This window comes from Streptomyces sp. NPDC048565, from assembly GCF_040650935.1.
Lineage (GTDB): Bacteria > Actinomycetota > Actinomycetes > Streptomycetales > Streptomycetaceae > Streptomyces.
In genome coordinates, this window is the sequence record NZ_JBEZIH010000028.1 from 83696 (window position 1) to 103280 (window position 19585).

A 19585-nucleotide genomic window follows, 5' to 3' on the forward strand; every position below is an offset into this window, starting at 1 on the left:
GCCGGACATCATGACCACCGCACGGCAGCTGAGCGACCGCTTGTGCGGGACGAGCTCGGGCGAAGAGGTGTGGGTCGACGAGACGGAGGCCTTCGACCGGCGGGCACTGCACCAGGAGGTCGACAGATGCCTCGACCTGCTCGTGGCGTCCGGCGTCCGGGCGGGCGACTGCGTCGCCGTGCAACTCCTGCCGGGCGCCGGCCTGTTCGCGCTGGTCCTGGCGATCTGGCGGCTGGACGCAGGCGCGATGCTCCTGGACCACCGGCTGACCGAGGCCGAGACCGGCAGGCTGAGACGGCTGTGCCCACCGGCCTTCCAGGTGCGCGCCTCGGCCGGGACGACCCACTTCACCGGCCGGTCCCAGCTGGTGGTCGAACCACTGAGCGGCGCGGTCCCCCTCCCCAAGAAGGTGTGCCTCGTACAGTTCACCTCCGGATCGACCGGGCAGTCCAAGGTGGTGGGACGGTCGGCGGCTTCGCTGGACGAGGAGATCGACCGGTACGCCGCCATGGACGACATGCCGGGCAGGGAGGACCGCCTTCTCCTGCTGTGCTCGCCGGTCCACACCTGGGGCCTGATCGGCGGGATCCTGTACGGGCTCGCGGTGGGTCTGCCGGTCCTTCTCCCCTCCGCTCAGCACGGTCGCGCGATCGCCCGGGCGGCGGTGGCGCTGGAGCCCACGGCGATCTTCGGGGTGACGACACACTTCGACCTGCTCGGGAGCACGGGGGAACTCCCCCCGCTGCCCCGGCTGCGCCTCGCCACCAGCGCGGGGATGCCGACGGGACCGGCCGTGGCCGAGCGGTTCCGGCTGGCCACCGGGTGCCGGCTGGGCCAGGTGTACGGGATGACCGAGGTCGGCGTGATCACGGGGGACCTCGCCGGCCGGCTGCCCGCGCCGTCCGTCGGCCGGCCCGCTCCCGGCATCACCGTACGGGTGACGGACGGTGAGTTGTACGTCCGGCTCGACGAGACGCCCTACCTCGTCGAGGACGGCGTGGACCGGTTCGCCGACGGCTGGCTGCGGACCTTCGACCGCGCGGCGGTCGAGGAGGCAAGCGGGGCGGTCAGCATCCTGGGCCGCGCGGATTCCGTGATCGCGATCGGCGGCATGAAGGTCGATCTGATGGAGATCGAGCAGGTGCTCCAGCAGCACCCGGACGTGGCCTACGCCGTCGTGACGTTCAAGAACGTGATCGAGGCTCACGTGGCCGCCCGCAACGGGCTCACGGACCGTGCGCTCGCGGCCTGGAGCCGGGAGCGGCTGAGCCCGCTGAAGGCTCCCAAGCGCTACTACCTGCAGGAAAAGCTTCCCGAGACACCGACAGGAAAGGTTGTCCGTGACCGAGCGCAGCTCCTCCCCGCAGTCCACCAGCAGAGAACAGCAGCCCCCGGCGAAGGGAATCAGCAGGGCAGAGATCCGCGACATCCTGGCCGAGTGTGAGGGCGTCGAACTGCCGGACCCGGCCGAGGACGACACCCTGCTCGTCCTCGACTCCTACACCGCGATCTGGATCCAGCACCTGCTGGAGGAGCGGCACGGAATCGTGGTCAGGATCAGCGGCGAGACCGCGGGCATCGACTCCATGAGCGCCCTGCAGGCCCTCGTCAACCGCAGCCTGGGAGCGGGGCACCCATGACCGCGGAGGTCTACGTCAGCGGTTTCGGCGTGTTCAGTGCGTTCGGCTTCGGGCCGGAGGCACTGAACGACGGTGTCTTCTCCGGTACGCCGGCGTTCCGCCCGGTCACCCGCTTCGACGTCTCCCACTGCCGCACCGGCCGGGCAGCCACCTACCAGGGGACCGGTACCGGGCCGGCCCCGGGGACCGCCGATGTGGCGGTCGCCTGCGCGAGACAGGCGATCGAGATGGCAGGCCGGCCGGCCACGGCGGCCCTGCCTGTCGTCCTGGCGACCAAACTGCGAGCGCCCTCCGTCGAGCCGGAGTCGCCCGCCGAGCTCACCGAACGGGTGGCCGACGAGCTCGGTCTCGGGCGCCCGAGGCGTACGTTCGTCAACGCCTGCTGTGCCGCGGCGAACGCGATCATCCACGGAGCGCAGATGATCAGGACAGGTGTCAGCTCGGCGGCGCTCGTGGGGGGAGCGTTCGTGGTGGACCGGCAGGCGTTCAGCCTCTTCGACGCCGCACAGGCGCTGGCCGCCGACGGGCAGTTGCGCCCGTTCGACCAGGACCGCCAGGGCGTGGTGCTCGGCGACGGCGGAGCGATGCTGCTGCTGGAGTCCGCGGAGAGCCTTCGTGCGCGCGGCGCCGTTCCGCTGGCCCGGCTGGCCGGCTGGGCCATGACCGACGACGCCTTCCATGTGGCGCAGCCCCACCCGGAGGGGAGCGGGGTCGCCGCCGCGGTCACCCAGGCACTTCACCGCGCCGGTATCGGCCCCGACGAGCTCACCTATGTCAACGCCCATGGCACCGGCACCGCGCTCAACGACACGACCGAGGCCGCCGGGCTGCACACCGCGCTCGGCCCGTACACGAAGGAGGTGTTCGTCAGCGGCACGAAGAGCACGACGGGCCACGCGCTGGAAGCCGGCGGCGCTCTGGAGGCGGTCATCACCCTGCTGGCGATGCGCTCCTCGGTGCTGCCGCCGACCGCGGCGCTGCGCCGGCCGGACACGCGTAACCCGCTCCGGCATGTGAGCGTGCCTCAGGAGGCCGATGTGCCGTATGCGCTGAGCCTCAACTCCTCCGTGGGTGGCGTGAACTCCGCGATCCTGATGGCACGGGCATGACGGCGCCCCCGGCCTTCGAGGTCGTCGCCGGCGTGCGGGTCCACGCGGGGCCGCAGGTGCCGCCGCTGGCCGGATTCTTCGCGTCGGACTTCGCGCCCCTGGTGTACGCCGCCGTACGCGAATGTGTCGGCCCCCCGCGGTCCGGACACCTGCTCGAAGGTGTCGGCGACCGGACCGGAATCGTCCTCGGCTCGCGGAGTTTCGACACCACCAGTCTGGAGTTGTCCGTGGCCCAGGTGAACCAGGGCCGGGTGAGTCCGATCCTCTTCTACCAGGTGCTGCCGACCGCCGTCCTCGGGCACATCGCCCGCGACTACCGGCTGACCGGCCCGGTGAGCTGCGTGGCCGTGACCGGTGACGCCCGCGCGGAGGTCCTGGAGCTGTCCCGCCTGCTCCTGGCAGATGAGAGCGCCCAGTGGGTCCTCGGCCTCACGGTCGAGCTCAGTCCCGACCCCGAGAAGGCCTTCGCCCGTGCCGACCTGGTGCGATCGGCTCCCGGGCCGGCGGACGGGGAGGCACGGTGACGGCCGCGGGCGGGTCCGGACCGTCGAAGGGCGCGGTGGTGCGGGGTTCATGGCTGGTGAACAGCACCGCCGACGGAGTCACCGGACCGGTCACCTTCCGGCTGCACGACCGGGAGTGGGATCTTCTGCCGGGAGTCTTCGCTCCGACGTACTGCGTTTCGACCGGGTTCTTCACCGAGTCGATCCCCTTTCCGGTCGGTGGCTCGTTCCTCGAAGTGGGCTGCGGGGCGGGTGTGACCGCGGTGACGGCGGGCGCCAGGGGCTGCCGGAGCGTCACCGCCACCGACATCAGCGAGGCGGCCGTGCGGAACACCGCGCTCAACGCCGCCCGGCACGGGCTCCTGGACCGGATCGAGCTGCACCGCGGTGACATGTTCGACGGCCTCGGGCCCGAGGAACGGTTCGACCTGATCTTCTGGAACTCCCCTTTCATCGACCCGGGCGCCGAGGACGGCCCAGGCGCGCGGCCGGTCCGCGACGAACGGCGCGCCCAACTGCGGCGGGCCGTCTTCGACCCCGGCTACCGGGCACACGGGCGCTATCTCTCCGGAGCGCGCGCCAGGCTGACCGCCACCGGCCGGCTGCTGCTCGGCTTCAGCGATCTCGGTGACCACGACTCGCTGCGCCGGCTGGCCGCCGACGCGGGCTACCGGATCTCGGTCCTGCGTACCTCCCGGGACCTCGCTCCCGGTGTCGACTACCAACTTCTAGAGCTGCTGCCCGATGACACGTGTGCCCGATGACATGTATGCCCGATGACAGACAGGAGGACATCACCGTGGGGGCCACCTTCGTCCCGACCGGCGTACGCCACGCCATCGCCGCCGACCCGACCGTGGGAGGAGGCAACGCTCTCGACGTCGCGTTGCGGGTCAGCCCGGACATACACGCTCCGTATCTCCATGCCGAACTGCCCGTCCGCGACGCCCATGGGATTCCGCGTGACCAGCTGAGCCTGGTGGAGCTTGCGGACCTCGTCGGCGCGTGGAGCGCCTGGTACGCGGGGCGCGGTGTGGGCCCCCTGGACCGGGTCGGGATCTACTTCCAGGACGGTGCCGACGACCTCGTCCACTACCTGGCACTCAGCCGGCTGGGCGCCATCGCCGTACTGATCAACGGTGAGATGGACCCCGCGGGAGTTCTGGCCTACCTCCGCCAGACCGCGCCCGTCGGACTTCAGACGGACGAGGTCAGATCGGCGCGGATCGCAGGTGTCCTGCGGCCGGAGGACGACCGATTCTGGGTGGCGTCGACCGGTGACACCGTGCCGCCAGGCGATCTGCCGGTGCCGCCGCCCTTCCCGCACGCGCCGGGCGATCCCGTCCTGATCTGCCACACCTCGGGCACCACCGGCACACCGAAGGCGGTCATCTGGGCCCATGCGCAGATGATGGTGGGCATCCGTGCGCATCTGACCCGGTTCAGGGACCACCCGGAGTCGCTGATCCTCTCCGCCCTGCCCCAGTCGCACGGGTCGGCGATCGGCTACGCCCTGCTCGCGATGCTCTCCGGGGTTCCCCTGGCGCTCATGTCCGATCGCAGTGGCCGGGCCGTGGCCACCGCGGCGGGCCGCTACGGCGCGACCATCGTGGTCGGCTTCGCGGTGACCCTCGCCGAGCTGGCACTGCGCGAGTCCGACGCGGCCGGTCTCGACCTGGTCGAGCGCTGGGTGAGCCTCGCGGACGCCTCCCACCACGCGCATGTCGCCCGGCTGGTCGAGCGGGGCCGGCACTGGGCAGGAGGTGAACCGGTGCCAGGATCGATGTACGTGGACGGCTTCGGCTCATCGGAGCTCGGCTGGGGCGGTGTGCTGGGCATGATCACGATCTCCGGGGTCGTGACGCCGCACCGCTGTCTCGGAGTTCCCCAGCCGTACGCCGACGTCGCCGTCCTGCGGCCGGACGGTACGCCGGCCGAGGCGGGCGAGGTCGGTCTGCTCGGGGTGAAGGGCCCGACCGTGACGCCGGGTTACTGGAACGACTCGGACAAGACCTACCGCAGCCTGCTGAACGGCTACTGGCTCTCCGGTGACCTGGTCTTCCGTGACGCAGCGGACCGCTACCACCATGTCGACCGGGTGGTCGACGCCATTCCCACCGCCGGCGGGACGGTCTATTCGGTCCTCACCGAGGAGATCCTGCTGGACCGGCTGCCGGAGATCGACGACTGCGTGGTGGTGGCGGCCGAAGAGGCGGGCGAGGTCTCCGCCATCGCCCTGGTCCAGCTCCGGGACGGCCACGGCACCGACGGAATGCTGTCCCGGGTCAACGAGGTCCTCGGCGGTCTGGGCAGACCGCCGCTGGCCGATGTCCGCGCGGCGGACGTGAAGTCGGTCCCGGTCGGTGTCACCGGCAAGGTACTCAAACGCAGGCTCCGCGAGGAGTACGCGACAACAACCCCCCGGCCGGGGGGACATGGGACATCCGTTCCGGCCGGTTAGCCGGCGAATCGCGTTGCGGCGACGCGGACACCCTGCGCACCATGCGGGCACCCTTCGCCGTGCCGGACCGAGTCCGGTGCCGGGGTCCCCCGGGAGCGGCATGAACGAAGTACCCGCAGTCGACCAGGAGGAAAGATGCCAAGCGCCCAGGGCCGGGGCACGATCGCCCGTAACCTCGACGAGGGGGAGCAGGCGTGAGCGCGGATACGAGCCTGCTGCCGCCCCCGGCGACGCGGGGGGTGATGCCGAGCCTGGTCGGATACTCCTTCTCCGTGGCACCCGGCTGGAGCACCTCCACCGCGTTACTGGCCGTCATCGCAGGCGCGGCCCCGGTCGGCATCACGATCGGGATCGGTGAGCTGGTGGACGGGCTCACCCCGGCGATCGGCAAGGGTCTTGACACCCCCGCGGCGCAGGAGTGCTACCGCTGGGTCGCCCTCGTCGTCGTGCTGTTCTTCCTCACCCACCTCGCCGAGTCCGCCCGTACGGCGCTGGGCCGGGCACTCGGCCGCCGGGTCACCGGACGGCTCAGCGAGCGCGTGATGACGGCCGCTTCAGGGCCGGCGACCATCGGCCACCTGGAGGATCCGGACTACCTCCGCAGGCTCGGGCGTGCCCGGGGTGACGGGACCATCGACATGCCGCCCGGGGAAGCCGTCTTCGGTGCCTCCACCAAGGCCTCGATGTGGGTGACCGGCATCGGCTCCGCGGCTCTGCTCAGCGGGGTCACCTGGGGGCTGGGCCTCATCGTCTTCGCCATCTTCGTCGTGATCCACTTCCGGCTCGTCAGGAACTACAGGACCGCCGTCATCGAGTCCGTGAGCCAGACGACGAAGCTCCGCCGCACGTCCTACCTGCGGGATGTGCCGACCACTCCGGGCGCGGCCCGTGAGGTGCGCCTCTTCGGCCTCGCGGCGTTCTTCCGCGACGCCTACCAGGCGGAGTGGCGCGTGAACATGCTGGAGGTGTGGCAACGGCGGCGTGAGCACCGCCTGTTCGTCGTCGTGGTGGTCGTGGTCACCGGTCTCACGGTCGCCTCGGTCTTCTACTACCTGGGACACCGGGCGGCGACCGGCGGATCGACGGTCGGTGATCTGGCGCTCGGCGGTCTCGCCGTCCGGGCCCTCCTCCAGGTGCTCCGCGCGGACGAGGACGACCTGCGCATCGGCTTCGGCTCGAAGGCGGCCGCCGAGGCGTTCACCTTTCCGGCCGTGACGCCGTCCGCTGCCGGACCGGACAGGGACCCCTGGCCCGAGCCGGTCGCGACCCTCTCCTGCGAGGATCTGCGCTTCCGCTACGGCGGTGCGGCCCAGGAGGTGCTGCACGGCATCGACCTCGACATCCCCGCGGGGCAGTCGCTCGCCGTCGTCGGTCTCAACGGGGCCGGGAAGACGACGCTGGCCCGGCTCATCGCCGGCCTGGACGCTCCGAGCGGCGGTTCCGTGCGCGTCGGCGGCACCACGGTGCAGGACGCCGAACGCCGCAGCTGGCAGCGTCAAGTGGTCGCCGTGTTCCAGGACTTCGGGCGCTACGAGCTGACGGTGCGGGACAACATCGCCTTCGGTTCGCTGGCCCACGCGGACGACGAGGACGGCCTGCGCGCCGTGGCGCGCCAGGCCGGGCTGCTGAAGTTCATCGAGGGGCTTCCGAACGGCTGGAACACGGTGATGTCCAGCGGCTACACCGGCGGGGTCGACGCGTCCGGCGGGGAGTGGCAGCGCATCGCCATCGCCCGGGCCCTGTTCGGCCTGCGGCACGGCGCACGGCTGCTGATCATGGACGAGCCGGCCGCAAGCCTCGACGCCCGCGCCGAGGCCCAGCTCTACGACACCTTCCACGAGCTCACCGCGGGCGCCACCACCATCGCCATCTCGCATCGCTTCGCGACGGTGCGCAAGGCGGAGCGGGTGGTCGTGCTCGACCAGGGCCGGATCATCGAGGACGGCACCCACGAGGATCTGATCGCCGCCGACGGCCGGTACGCCGAGCTGTTCCGCCTTCAGGCCAAGCGTTTCGAGGAGGAACCGTCTTGATCAGCGCCCTGCGTTTCGTTCTCACGACCGGACCCCGCATCGACCGGCTCCGGTCCCTGCTCGTGGTGGCGGTGGCCATCCTCGAACAGGCCACCGGGATCGGCCTCGCGGTGCTCCTCGGACTGTTCAGCGAGGTGGCGAGCAAGCACTCCACCGGCGGTGTGGCGACCCTCGCGCTCTGTGTCGCGGTCTTCGTGATGCTCACTCAGGGCACCTTCATCGCCGGGTACTTCACCCGTCTTCGTCTCCAGGAGGAGATCCAGAACGAGGTCGAGCGGCAGTTCGTCGACGTGGTCGGTACGACGCCGACGCTGGAGGTCCACGAGCGTGCTGACCGCTCCGACAAGGCGGCGGTGGTCCGCGGTGCGCGGGGCGAGATCGGGCCGGGCTTCGACAGGATCATGTGGCTGCTCGGGGCCGCGCTGGCGCTGGTCGTCTCGGCGGTCCTGATGGCCTCGGTCGTTCCCGTACTCGCCGTACTGCCGCTCTTCGCCGTCCCCGCGGTGCTGGCCACCCAGGCGGCGGACAAGAAGCGTGGCCAGGCAGTGCAGCGTGCCACGCCCAGGACCCGTCTCGCCGGTCATCTGTTCACGCTCGCCACCACGGCGGGACCCGGACGTGAGACCCGGCTGTTCGGACTGGAGGGTGAGCTGCGGCGCAGGCACCACGAGGAGTGGGACGCCGGAGGCCGGGACATCGCCAGGACCGACGGAAGGGCCCGGGTACCGGTGGCGCTGGCGTGGCTGTTCTTCGTGCTGGCGTACGCGGCGGCCGTCGTCCTGATGGTGCGGGGCGGTCTGTCGGGTGACGCCTCACTGGGCCTCGTCGTCGCAGCCGTCGCGGTCAGCAGCCAGATCACCGGGCAGGTGCAGAGCCTGTTGAACCTGACCTTCTGGTCCCTGGAGTCGCTCCGCGCGACCCGGGCGTTCCTCGGCGTGGTGGAGGACAGCGACGTGGAGCGGGCGGCCGTGGTGCCGGCCACACCGGTGAAGGCGCCGGTCGGACTGGAGCGCGGCATCAAGGTGGAGGGCCTCAGCTTCCGTTACTGGAACCGCGACGAGCCCTCACTGAACGACATCGACCTCGAACTCCCGGCCGGCGCCGTGGTGGCCCTGGTCGGCGAGAACGGCGCGGGGAAGTCGACGTTCGTCAAGATGCTCAGTGGCCTCTACCGGCCGAGCGCGGGACGCATCCTGGTGGACGGCACCGATCTCGCGACGTTCGCACCGGAGGACTGGCGCGACCGGATCACGGCGGCCTTCCAGGACCCGGTGCACATCGAGATGTCCCTGAAGGACACCATCGGGCTGGGCAGGCTCGAACATCGCGACGACCCGGAGCGGATCATCGAGGCGCTGCGGACGGCCGGCGGCGACAAACTCCTCGCCTCTCTGCCCGAGGGGCTTCAGACGCGGCTGGGACGGAAGTCGTGGGACGGCAAGGAACTGTCGGGCGGCCAGTGGCAGACGATCGCCAACGCCAGGGCGGCGATGCGGCAGGCGCCGCTGCTGCGGATCCTGGACGAGCCGTCGGCCAGTCTCGACGCACGGGCCGAGGAATGGCTGTTCCAGCAGTACGCGGAACTGAGCCGTCTCGAAGGCGGTGTGAGCGTCCTCGTCACGCATCGATTCACGACCGCCAGGGCCGCCGACCTCATCGTGGTCCTTGACGGCGGCCGGGTCGTCGAGGTCGGCACCCACGACACGCTCAGTCAGGCTGACGGCCTGTACGCCGAGTTGTTCCGCCTGCAGGCCCGGTACTTCGTCTGACCTCACGCTTCACCCCGTGGCACACAAGGAGGTAGCTGCCCAATGCGCGCCAACCGGCTGGACCCCGCGGAGGAACCGGTGAGGGTTTCGGGAGGACTGCAACGCACCGGCCCTTTGCAGTCGGGGCTCTCCCAACTGGAATGGCTGTCCTACCGATCCGGCGGCCATGGATCACTGCCGAACCTCTCCTGGGTCGTCACCGTGCCGGACGGACTGCCCGACGACGCGGTGAGCGAGGTGGTCAGCACCCTGCTGCTCCGGCACGAGGCGCTGCGCACCACGTTCGACGCCGACGCCGACGGGCGGCCACGCCAGAGCGTGCACGAGAACGTCGTCGCGGCGCTGCCCCGTGTCGAGGGCGAGGCCTCCCGTCACCTCTTCGCCGAGGCACCCTTCGACGTCGCGTCCGGGCCCCCCGTCAGGTTCGGCCGTACGTCGCGGGGAGACCTGATCTTCTCCATCGCGCACATCGCGGTCGACGGCACGGGAGCCTGGATCGTCGTCTCCGATCTCACCGAACTGCTGGCCGCACGGGCGCAGGGGCGGGAGGCCCGTCTGAGTGCGACGGTGCCCCAGCCCATCGACCGGGCCCTCCACGAGCAAGAGGGCGGCCGACGCCGGGTCGAAACCGCCCTGGGGTACTGGACCAGGGCGCTGGGGGACTTCCCGGTGACCGTTCTGCCGGTGAGCCGGGGCAGGCCAGGAGCCGATGTGGTGCGCGCCGACCTCGAATCGCCCGCCGGGGGCCTGGCGCTCGCCGTCCTGCAGCGAAAGCTCGCCGCCACACCGGCGTCGATCTTCACCGCGGCGGTGTACACCGCGCTGGCGGTCCAGTTCGGCAGGGAGCGGCTGGGGCTGAGCCTGACCTGGTCGTACCGGGAGTTCCCCGCCACCCGTGAGATGGTCGCCGCGGTCTTCAGGGACATGCCGCTGATCGTCGATCTGGCGGGGCAGCCGTCGTTCTCCGAAGTGCTGCGCCGCCTGCGGAAGGCGGTGCTTATCGCGGGCCGGCACATGGGTTTCGACGTGCTGGAGTTCCACGAGAGCGCGGGACGCATCGAGGCCGAGCGGGGCGGCTTCCTGCCCGGTCCAGAGGCGATCAGCTGCACGCTCGACGGGATCGAGTGGGAGGCGGCCGAACCGGGTAGTGATCCTCGTACGATGCTGGCGGACTCGCGGGTGTCCATCGAGCGGACCAACGGCTTCGCGGACGTCTGCAACCTGTACATCAGCGCCTACGCCGAAGAGGGACGGCTGCACATCCACTCGCGCATCGACGCGTCCGTCGTGGGAGCCCGGGACAGCGCGGGGCTCGTCAAGCTGATCGAGGCGATCCTGGTCCATGCCTCGGCGTCGGGCGATCTCACCTTCCCCGGGGCCGAGTCGCTGGCAAGCGATCCCTGGCGGCCGGAGGCACGCTGGGCCCGCGTCGACGGTGTCTGGGTGGATCTGGATTTCCTCACCGCCCGACTCCAGGAGCACCCCTCGGTCCACCACGCCGACGTCCGGGAGGAACATGACCGGCTCACCGCCCGTGTCAGCACGGATCTTGAGCCGTGGGAGCTTCGCGACTTCCTGTTGTCGACGGACAACGGCAGGAACGCCGTCCTGAGTCCGCACCACTTCGTGATCCGCCGGCCGGACGGCGGCACGGTCGCCGGCTCGGGCGTGGACCGGCCGATGCTGGCGCCCCGGGGAGCGGCCGAACAGGCACTCAGGGACGCGGTCGCCGAGGCCAACGACCTCGCCGGTCCGACGATGGCCGGCACCTATCTGACGGTCGGAGGCCGTCTCCATCTCGCCCCCCGTGTGCTGTCCCTGCTGCTGGACAGCGGGTTCGAGGGCATCGCGGTCACGGACCTGCGCCGTCCGACGAGCCTCGTCGCGCTCGCCGGCCGGTTGCGACGATCCGGGAACGCAAGGGTGTTGCGCGACGCGCAGACAACCATCGGCGGCGAGAACTGAGTTGGGGTGCGTCCGGATCCGGGCGCGGTGCGGCCGGTGACCTGGCCGAGCGAGAACTGATCCAGAAAGAAGGGGCGATGTCTGATCGTGTGATGTGGTTCAACGGGGCGTGTGTTCCCTGGGAGGACGCGCGGGTCCACGTCTGGGACGAACTGGCGCTGCGCGGCGCCAATGTGTTCGAGGGCATCACGGCGTTCTGGAACGCCGACGGGCAGCGGCACGAGGTGCTGGCCTGCGACGCGCATCTCGACCGGCTCTACCACTCCGCCCGGATCGCCGACATCCCGGCGCCGCCCAGGGCGGAGGTCGTCGCCGCGCTCACCGAGGTCGCCGCCCAGCTGGGCGGCTCGGACATCTATCTGCGCCCGGCCTTCTACGCCAAGCGCGGGCGTTCCACGCTGGCGCCGGACAGCGAGGGCGCCATGTACATCGGCGGCTTTCCCTTCCGGCCGAGCACGCCGCCGGCCGTCCGGGCGATCGTGAGCGGCCACCGGCGCTTCGGCGGGCCGATCGGGGCCCAGGCCAAGTCGGGCGGGTCCTACCTCGACTTCCGAGTCTTCGAGCGCGAGCGCGTCGAGCACGGGGTGGAGCACGTCTTCTTCCTCAACGACCGCGGCCATGTGGCCGAGGCCGACGGCGCCGCGATCCTGCTGGTACGCGACCGGCGGGTGATCACACCGTCGGTGGACTCCGGGGTCCTCGACTCGATCACCAAGCGGATCGTGCTCGACCTCGCCCGTGGGCTCGGCCACCAGGTCGAGGAGCGGCCTGTCCTGCGGGACGAGCTGTACGGCGCGCAGGTGGTGCTGGCCGGGACGCTGCTGGGGCTGCGTACGGTGCACACCGTGGACGGCCACGCCGCCGAGGACACCGGCGGAGCGGAGACCGCCGCCACGCTGACCGGCGAGTACGACCGGCTGTGCCGGGGCGAGAACCCGCTCGCGCCGACCTACCTGGCCCCGCTGCGGTGAGCCCGGCCGCCATGCGCCAGATCAGCAGCAGTACGGCACACCGGAATCCGTGGTTCACGGTCGAGCACCGGCAGTACGAGACGGCGAGCGGTACGCGGCATCCCTACTTCATGGTCTGCCGGCCCGACTCGGTGCTGGTCGCCCCACGCCAGGACGACGGCCGGTACGTCCTGGTCGAGCTGGACCGCCCGACGATGGGCGGTGCGCGGAGCCTGGAGTTTCCCCAGGGCGGCCTGGCCGCGGACGAGTCGCCCGAGGAGGCGGCCCGGCGCGAGGTGCGTGAGGAGACCGGTCTCGGACTGACCGGCCTGCGGCATCTGACCACGTTCGCCGAGAGCAGCGGCTTCGCGACGTCGTCGTGCCATGCCTTCGTGGCCGATGTCTCCGACGTCGGTGAGCCCGACCTGGATCTCTTCGAGGCCGGTCTGACGGTCCGCCGGTTCTCCTGGTCGCGGCTTCGGGAGCTGGTGGCCGCGGGTGCGGTGCGGGATTCGGCGACGCTGGCCGCGCTGGCCGTGATGGGAGCGTCAGGCGATGCCCGTTGACGGGGTGGAGGTCGTCGTCGGCCTCGTGACCGAGATCCGTGTCAGTCTGCTCACCGGTGACCTGATGGCCAAGGCATCCAACAGCCAGGACCGGCTGTTGCTCGCCGGTCTTGGACCGCTGCGCTCGGCTACCCGCCACGACGAGGAGGCGGTACTCCTGGAGACCGTGTCGGGCGAGCGCTGGCTGGTGCGCATGTCGCCGGTCTCCGGCCTTGTCGCCACGGTCGAACCGGCCGCGGGCGACCTGCCCGCACCGCGGGGAAGCGATCGATGCGCGACGGTGACGTGATCGTGGCCGGGGCGGGCATGGCCGGGCTGCTGACCGCCCTGGCCCTGGCCCGTCGCGGCGTTCACGTGGTGCTCGTCGAGCCGTCGCGGGTCGGCGCAGGCCAGTCCGGGCAGTCGCACGGCTATCTGCACCAGGGCTACGCGTACGGCCCCGACGAACCGCGTCTGCCCGCCCTGCTGGGCAGCGCGCGCGAGCACTGGCACGGGCTGCTCGCGCGGATCCCGCCGGTGACGGCCGGCTCCACCATCGCCTTCTGCGACCCTGCGGCGGTGCGCCGGGCCGAACGCTACTGGCGGGACTCGGGCCTGGCGGTGTGCCCGCGGACCACCCCCGGGTGGCTGACCGGGGCACCCGTCGCCTGCTTCGGCAGCGCCGAACCCACGTACAACGTCGGTGACATCCTGCGCGGACTGGGGGCGCAGGCCGGCTCGGCGGGGATCGAGGCACGGCCGGGTGCCGTCGAGCGCATCGAGGCGTCGGGCGACGGCATCAGCGCCCGGATCACCGAGCCGGACGGCGGCACGGCGATCGTCCGGGCCAGGACCGCCGTCCTCGCGGCGGGCGCGGGCACACCAGGGCTGCTGGCCCGTTCCGGGCTGCCCGCCGCGGTCCAGCTGCGCACGGCGTTCATGCTGGTGCTGCGCGGGCGCCTGCCCGCGGTCAGCGTGCTCTTCCCGGAACGCGAGGAGCACGGGCTGTTCCTCGCCAGCCGGGCCGGCGACGACGGGCGGGCCACCTGGCTGGTCTCCGACTTCCAGTCGTTCGACAGCGGCGGCCGCGACCCCGGCCAGCTCGCCGGCTGGTGGGCCCGCAGGGTGCTGCTGACCCTCGGCCGGGTCGTCGACCCGGCGATGCTGGCCCGCGTCGACGCGGTCTCGGGCTATCCGGCCACCAAGTCCGGGTTGCTGCCGAGCAGCGGAACGGTGGCCCACGAGTTCGGGATCGAGCTGCTCGGCGGCCGGGCCGTCGTCGCCAGCCCGTCCAAGCTGACCCTGGCGCCGCTGGCCGCCCTGCACGCGGTGGGCACCGTCGCGGCCCGGCTCGGTCTGCGCACCGAGGACGCTGGCTGGGATCCCATCACCCCGGTGGCACCGGAGCGTTCACCGGCCCGCGAGGCCTGGGAGACCCCGATGGCCACGCTGAACGATCCAGATCTGCTGGGCGAGCAGCCCGGCATCGGCACACTCAGCGAGCTCTACCACCGATGAGGGACCGCATGAGTGACCGCACGGAGGACCGCGTTGAGTGACCGCACGGAGGACCGCGTGAGTGACCGCTTGAGTGACCGTACGGAGGACCGCTCCCGGACCGGCCCTCCACCGCCGCCGCCGTACGCCCTCGTCGCCACCGACCTGGACGGCACCCTGCTGCGTTCCGACGGCACGGTGGGTCCCCGCACCCGCGCCGCGCTGGCGGCGGCAGCGGTGCGCGGCTGCCGGCACATCGTCGTCACCGGCCGCTCGGTCGCGTGGACCAGACCGGTGCTCGCCGGTCTCGGCTACACCGGTCTCGCCGTCTGCGGTCAGGGCGGCCAGGTGTACGACGCCGACGCGCACCGCGAGCTCACCTCGTACGACCTGGACCGGGACCTGGCCCGGCAGGCACTGGCCGTCATCGAGGCCGTGACCGGCCCCCTGTCGCTGGCCGCCGACCAGGCAGGCCTGGACGGTGCCGTCCTGGCGGGCCCCGGCTACCGCCCCGACCCGCTCGACGGACTTCCGGTCGTCCCCGCCGACGCCGAGCGCCTGTGGGCGACGCCGGTGCGCAAGTTCTACCTCCAGCACCCCGAACTCGACGAGGACCGACTGCACGAGGTCGCGTCGCGGCTCGTCGGGCACCTGGTGACCACCACGAAGGCCGGGCCGGGCGAGATCGAGATGCTGCCGCTCGGGCTGTCGAAGGCGACCGGGCTCGTCCACGCCGCCGGACTGCTCGGGCTGTCCGGTGCGGACACCATCGCCTTCGGCGACATGCCGAACGACGCCTCGATGCTGGCCTGGGCCGGGCACGCGGTGGCCATGGGCAATGCACACCCCGAGCTCAGGGCGATGGCCGACGAGGTGGCGCCCGGTCATGACGAGGAGGGGATCGCGGTGGTACTCGACCGGATCCTGGGCGCCGGCTGACGAGCACACCCGAAGCCGGAAGGGGGTCGCCGTGGTGACACGTGATCGATAGCCTGCTCGACGACCAGGTGAACGATCATGCAGGGCGGACTTCCCGGATTCATTCCCGGCCGGTCGTGAGCCGTGATCGGTCCGCCCGGCACGTACGAAGAGCAAGGTGACGTTCGATGTTCACGACCCGACCGACCCTCCAGGGCACCTTCGGCATGGAAGTTTTCCGGGTCATGGCGCTGACCTGCGGCGTTGTGTGTCTTGGGGTCCCTGACCTGGATGGATGTGTCTTTCAGCGTGTTTCAGCATCGTGCTGAGTTATGCAGCCGATCCTCCCCACGCGCTCCCCAGAGCCATCGATACTCCCCAAATTCTCCCCCGGAGGGGGCCTCCGGGGGATAGGGGCTGAGCTTGCTCCGCTTTGACGGACACCATGGGTGTGGCGGTCAGGATGCGAGTGCGGTCTCGTACTCGGCGGGGCTGAGGTAGCCGAGGCTGCTGTGCAGTCGGTGCAAGTTGTACCAGCCTTCGATGAAATCAAAGATCGCGGTGCGGGCGGCAGCCCGGCTGGGCCAGGCGGAGGTGCCGAGCAGTTCGCGTTTGATGGTCGAGAAGAACGACTCTGCGAGCGCGTTGTCCCAGCACTGACCGGTGCGGCCGACCGAAAGCCGAACTCAACTGCCAGGGCGGCGAATTGCTGGCTGGTGTTGCGACGACCGGTTGAGTCCAAGTTGACAGCCGCGATCCGAATGGAAGATCACGGGATGGGTGGGGCGACGCTGCCGGCAGGCGGCTGTCAGCGCCTCGGCAACCAGCTCGGTCCGCAGGTGATCGGCGGTTGCCCAGCCGACCACACGCCGGGAGGCGATGTCGATGACCGTGGCCAGATAGAGCCAGCCCCCCTCGGTCGGGACATACGTGATGTCACCACCAGCGGGCATAGAGCCCGGTGCGGTCGGGCTGGAAGCCCCGGTCGATGAGGTTCGGACGGAAGGCAGCCCTGGGATCGGCGACCGTGGTCGCATGCCGTCGTCTGCGGTGCCGGCCCTGCAGCCGCACCCGGCGCCCTCGCGCTTGAGCACGGCATGCACGCGCGGGGCACCGTAGGTTCCGCGTGATTTCGCATGGACCTGGGTGATCTGCTCGGTCAGCTCGTCATCCCGCACTGCACGAGGACCGGGCAGACCGGCGCGACGGGCATAGAAGGCGGTCCGGGAGACCTTCAGCAGCTCACACGCCCGTTTGACGCTGTGATCTGCGCGCTTCTCCGCCTCGATGAACGGGTGCACCGTCACCGGGTCTCCTTCGCCCGCTTGAGGACGTCGACATCCTCACGCAGCCGGTGGTTCTCCCGCAGCAACGCGGCCAGTTCCTCGCGCTCGCTGCTGCTCGGCCCGTTGCGCTCGCCCCCGTCGACCTCGGCCTGCTTCACCCAGTCCCGCACCGCCAGTTCGAAGTCTCTGGCGACCTGCCCGACCGAGCGGTCACCTCGTCGGCACAGACCGACGATCTCGGCCTTGAATTCCGGCGTGAACGAACGACGAGGGCGGCGAGGCTTCTTCTTCCCCATGCTCTCCATGATGGACATCCTCCCGGGGCTGAACCCCAGATCTCGAATGTCTGTCAAAGCGGATCAAGCCCATGCCATCGCCGACGCGAAGTTCGGGACAGACCCGCTCGGCCGGGCCCCGGGCGACCCACTGCCCCACCCCGAAGATCCCCACGAGGAACCGCAAGAAGCTGTTGCGGTGGTGGGCGGACGTCAAGGCCACATCATCGGTACGGGACTGGCACGCCTTGTCTCAGGGCGGTCCTCAGCCCGCCGAGGGTGCGTTGGTGACGCGTGATCTGCTCCGGGCCATCCGGGACGGCGTCACGAACGTCGAGCCGCAGAAGATCGCGATCTCCATTGACCCGTCCGGTGGCGGGCGCGACGTCGCGGGCATCGTCGGCGGCTTCCTCGGCGACGACAACCGGGTCTGGATCACCCACGACGTCTCGGCCGCCATGTCGTCGGCCGAGTGGTCACGGCGGGCCTGCACGCTCGCGCACGACACGAACGCCGCGGTGATCTACGTGGAGTGGAACTTCGGCCGGGACATGTGCACGCTCGTGATCAGCACGGCGTGGAAGGCCTTGCAGGACGAGGGAAAGATCCCCGTCAAGAAGCTGATGCCGCTGATCGATCCCGTCCACGCCAAGCAGGGCAAACTGCTCAGGGCGGAGCCGATCGCGCAGCAGATGGTCGAGGACCGGGTGCGGCTGCGCGGCATGATGACGGACCTGGAGAACGAGTGGGCGACGTGGCAGCCGACCGACTCCGACAGCCCGGGACGGATCGACGCCTCGTGCGTCCTCGTCTACGGGCTGATACCAGAGGCCAACCAGGGTGCGATCGTCCACGCACCGCTCCTGAACGCCCCGCGGCCCACGAACGGCGCATCGTCGGCCGGCCTGTACGAGCGGCGGATCTCGAAGTGATCGAGTCTCCCCGTAACCCACCCTGTACGGAACGTGATGACGTCAGGGAGCTGGCGGTGATCCGGGCGACTGCGCGGCGGCGTCAGTCGACGTGCGCGCGCCCCGGGTAACGGCATTCATGTCTCCAGCGTCACTACGCCGGAGGACGAAGACCTTGGCCAGGGCCAGCAAGCTCGGCCCGCACAGGAGCGTAGCTAGCCACCAGGCGTCCGGTGCCACGTAGACCCCCGCACCGAGCATTGCGACGGCGATGACGGCGCCGACCGCCAGACCGGCAATGTGCCGTTGATGTGCACGCTGCTCGCCCCTCTCCGCAGAGGCGCGTTCGGCCTCTGCGCGCTGCATTTCCAGCCGCACCATGCGTTCCTTGTGCTCGCGCCGGAGCTGCGGCTCCAGCGCCTTCAACGCAATGTCGAGCGTGTCCGCCCCACCCAGGGCAGACCCCCACATGGCGGCGATCTGAAGGCCAGCGGACACCACCGGGTCAACGGCGCCGACGGTCGGTGAGGGATTGTCGTCTGTGGTCACTGCCGTGCCCCTCCGTCGCCGTTGGAGGCGGGCGCATTGTCGGTCTCAGACGGCGTGGGTGGAGGCCCAAGCCGGATGAACAGCATTGCCAGAGCGTGGTCGAGGGACTGCGCTGAGCCGGGAGCGGCAGCCGACGCATCGTTGTAGCTGAGCGGCCCATGCGCGATGGCCTTCAAGAGCTCGGTCCTGGTCGGATTGTGCTCAAAGGCGGAGGGGAGATGCGGCTGGTTGGCCTGTTGTTGGCGCTCGATCATCCCTGCCAGCAGTGCCGTAGCGTCGTACGTGTTCTCGGAAAGTCGCTGTCGTCGGGCGTCCTGCAACAGGCGCTTCGTGGCCTCGCCTAGAAGCGCCTCGACGTCGAAGCCTGCCAGGTGCTCGTGGGCTCGGGACCGTTCCTCGGCCTGGGCCGGCGGCTCCAGGACCCCCCAGTCAGCGTCCTCCAAGGTCTCCCGTTCCGAGTCCTCGAAGGCTCCCCGTTCCTCGTAGCGGTACGACTCCGGGGCCCCTTCCCACGGCTCCAGGGGCCCTACACGCGGCCCCAAGGCCTCCTGTTCCTCGTACTCCCAGGTCATCACTTCCGAGCTCTGGAAGGGTTCACTTGCCCCGTATCGCCACGACTCCGGGGCCCCTTCCCACGGGTCCCCGAGTCGTGCCCCCGGCGCCAAGCCTTCCTGTTCCTCGTACCAGGTCACCCGTTCCTCGTGGCTGAGCGGCTCCACGGCCTCCGCCAGCGTCTCCGAGTCCTCGAAGTTTTCCCGTTCCTCGTGGCTGTAGAGCGGCGGAGGGGACACATCCTCAAGGGTGTCGAGTTCTGCGCGTACAAGCTGAGGCTGCTGGGCCTGGGCCTGGGCCTGGGGCTGCTGGCGCTGCCGGGCCTTGTGGCGTCTACGGATGAGTAGGCCTACCGCTGCCGCAGCGGCCAGGGCCGTGCACAGAGCTGCGCCCAGAAGGCCAAGCAAGTTCGCCACGGTGCCCCCTACTTCATTCCGCGCGTCGCCAGGAGGCTTCCAAGGTATCGCTGCGGCACCGACACGAAGGCCGGAAGCTGCTGATTCAGTCTCAGAGGTGACGCGGCCGTCGACCTGCGTGGCCGAATACCACGGCGCCGTCGAGGCCAACCTGCGGGTGCTTACGATCGCTATTCGCTGACGATTGCGAAGTTCGTCGCCACCGC

19 protein-coding genes and 1 pseudogene are annotated in these 19585 nt (G+C 70.6%); 15 read left to right on the forward strand and 5 right to left on the reverse strand.

The genetic code is table 11. The annotated features are described in order from the left end of the window. The first annotated feature begins 10 nt into the window (after positions 1–10). The 14 genes from AB0C75_RS29110 (at position 11) to AB0C75_RS29175 (ending at position 15411) form a co-directional block, all read left to right on the forward strand. Complete coding sequence (locus AB0C75_RS29110; protein WP_362894713.1) at positions 11–1444, forward strand: fatty acid--CoA ligase family protein; 1434 nt, start codon at positions 11–13, stop codon at positions 1442–1444. Continuing rightward, on the forward strand, positions 1341–1640 hold the full coding sequence (locus AB0C75_RS29115; protein ID WP_362894714.1) for a hypothetical protein: 300 nt from the start codon (positions 1341–1343) through the stop codon (positions 1638–1640). The genes AB0C75_RS29110 and AB0C75_RS29115 overlap by 104 nt, the downstream gene beginning before the upstream one ends. Further along, positions 1637–2749 carry a beta-ketoacyl synthase N-terminal-like domain-containing protein gene (locus AB0C75_RS29120; protein ID WP_362894715.1) on the forward strand — a complete coding sequence of 371 codons (1113 nt, stop codon included), beginning with the start codon at positions 1637–1639 and terminating at the stop codon, positions 2747–2749. The genes AB0C75_RS29115 and AB0C75_RS29120 overlap by 4 nt, the downstream gene beginning before the upstream one ends. Then, on the forward strand, positions 2746–3273 hold the full coding sequence (locus AB0C75_RS29125; protein WP_362894716.1) for a hypothetical protein: 528 nt from the start codon (positions 2746–2748) through the stop codon (positions 3271–3273). Before AB0C75_RS29120 ends, AB0C75_RS29125 begins: the two co-directional genes overlap by 4 nt. Continuing rightward, a complete protein-coding gene (locus AB0C75_RS29130) occupies positions 3270–4016 on the forward strand; it encodes a methyltransferase (protein WP_362894717.1) in 747 nt (248 codons plus the stop codon). The genes AB0C75_RS29125 and AB0C75_RS29130 overlap by 4 nt, the downstream gene beginning before the upstream one ends. A 5-nt stretch (positions 4017–4021) precedes the next feature. Further along, entirely contained in the window at positions 4022–5713 is a 1692-nt protein-coding gene (locus AB0C75_RS29135) for a class I adenylate-forming enzyme family protein (RefSeq protein WP_362894718.1), read from the forward strand. 194 nt (positions 5714–5907) lie between these two features. Then, complete coding sequence (locus tag AB0C75_RS29140) at positions 5908–7746, forward strand: ABC transporter ATP-binding protein (RefSeq protein WP_362894719.1); 1839 nt, start codon at positions 5908–5910, stop codon at positions 7744–7746. Further along, positions 7743–9515, forward strand: a complete 1773-nt coding sequence (locus AB0C75_RS29145) for an ABC transporter ATP-binding protein (RefSeq protein ID WP_362894720.1) — start codon at positions 7743–7745, stop codon at positions 9513–9515. The genes AB0C75_RS29140 and AB0C75_RS29145 overlap by 4 nt, the downstream gene beginning before the upstream one ends. A gap of 42 nt (positions 9516–9557) precedes the next feature. Continuing rightward, positions 9558–11480 carry a condensation domain-containing protein gene (locus AB0C75_RS29150; protein ID WP_362894721.1) on the forward strand — a complete coding sequence of 641 codons (1923 nt, stop codon included), beginning with the start codon at positions 9558–9560 and terminating at the stop codon, positions 11478–11480. Between the two features lie 77 nt (positions 11481–11557). Beyond that, positions 11558–12451: an aminotransferase class IV gene (locus AB0C75_RS29155; protein WP_362894722.1), complete on the forward strand. Its 894-nt coding sequence runs from the start codon at positions 11558–11560 to the stop codon at positions 12449–12451. Positions 12452–12462: 11 nt separating this feature from the next. Further along, positions 12463–12996 (forward strand): NUDIX hydrolase, encoded by a 534-nt coding sequence (locus AB0C75_RS29160; protein ID WP_362894723.1) that lies wholly within the window; start codon positions 12463–12465, stop codon positions 12994–12996. Then, a complete protein-coding gene (locus AB0C75_RS29165) occupies positions 12986–13285 on the forward strand; it encodes a hypothetical protein (RefSeq protein WP_362894724.1) in 300 nt (99 codons plus the stop codon). The genes AB0C75_RS29160 and AB0C75_RS29165 overlap by 11 nt, the downstream gene beginning before the upstream one ends. Continuing rightward, the gene (locus AB0C75_RS29170) at positions 13267–14493 is read left to right on the forward strand and encodes an FAD-dependent oxidoreductase (protein WP_362894725.1); all 1227 of its coding nucleotides are present in this window, start codon (positions 13267–13269) and stop codon (positions 14491–14493) included. Before AB0C75_RS29165 ends, AB0C75_RS29170 begins: the two co-directional genes overlap by 19 nt. A gap of 69 nt (positions 14494–14562) precedes the next feature. After that, a complete protein-coding gene (locus AB0C75_RS29175) occupies positions 14563–15411 on the forward strand; it encodes an HAD family hydrolase (protein WP_362894744.1) in 849 nt (282 codons plus the stop codon). A gap of 437 nt (positions 15412–15848) precedes the next feature. On the opposite strand, the pseudogene AB0C75_RS29180 reads toward AB0C75_RS29175, so the two are convergent. From AB0C75_RS29180 to AB0C75_RS29190, 3 genes and pseudogenes are all read right to left on the reverse strand, one after another. Continuing rightward, a pseudogene (locus AB0C75_RS29180) lies at positions 15849–16016 on the reverse strand (IS3 family transposase); the annotation flags it as partial. Between the two features lie 60 nt (positions 16017–16076). Continuing rightward, entirely contained in the window at positions 16077–16697 is a 621-nt protein-coding gene (locus tag AB0C75_RS29185) for a DDE-type integrase/transposase/recombinase (protein WP_362894726.1), read from the reverse strand. Then, entirely contained in the window at positions 16694–16981 is a 288-nt protein-coding gene (locus AB0C75_RS29190; RefSeq protein ID WP_362894727.1) for a transposase, read from the reverse strand. Before AB0C75_RS29190 ends, AB0C75_RS29185 begins: the two co-directional genes overlap by 4 nt. 62 nt (positions 16982–17043) lie before the next feature. On the opposite strand from AB0C75_RS29190, the gene AB0C75_RS29195 reads away from it, so the two are divergent. Then, entirely contained in the window at positions 17044–17883 is an 840-nt protein-coding gene (locus tag AB0C75_RS29195; RefSeq protein ID WP_362894728.1) for a hypothetical protein, read from the forward strand. A 42-nt stretch (positions 17884–17925) separates the two neighbouring features. Here the strand turns inward: AB0C75_RS29195 and AB0C75_RS29200 are convergent, their stop codons facing one another. Both AB0C75_RS29200 and AB0C75_RS29205 read right to left on the reverse strand, forming a co-directional pair. Further along, complete coding sequence (locus AB0C75_RS29200) at positions 17926–18411, reverse strand: hypothetical protein (protein ID WP_362894729.1); 486 nt, start codon at positions 18409–18411, stop codon at positions 17926–17928. Then, on the reverse strand, positions 18408–19379 hold the full coding sequence (locus tag AB0C75_RS29205) for a hypothetical protein (RefSeq protein WP_362894730.1): 972 nt from the start codon (positions 19377–19379) through the stop codon (positions 18408–18410). The genes AB0C75_RS29200 and AB0C75_RS29205 overlap by 4 nt, the downstream gene beginning before the upstream one ends. Positions 19380–19585 lie beyond the last annotated feature (206 nt).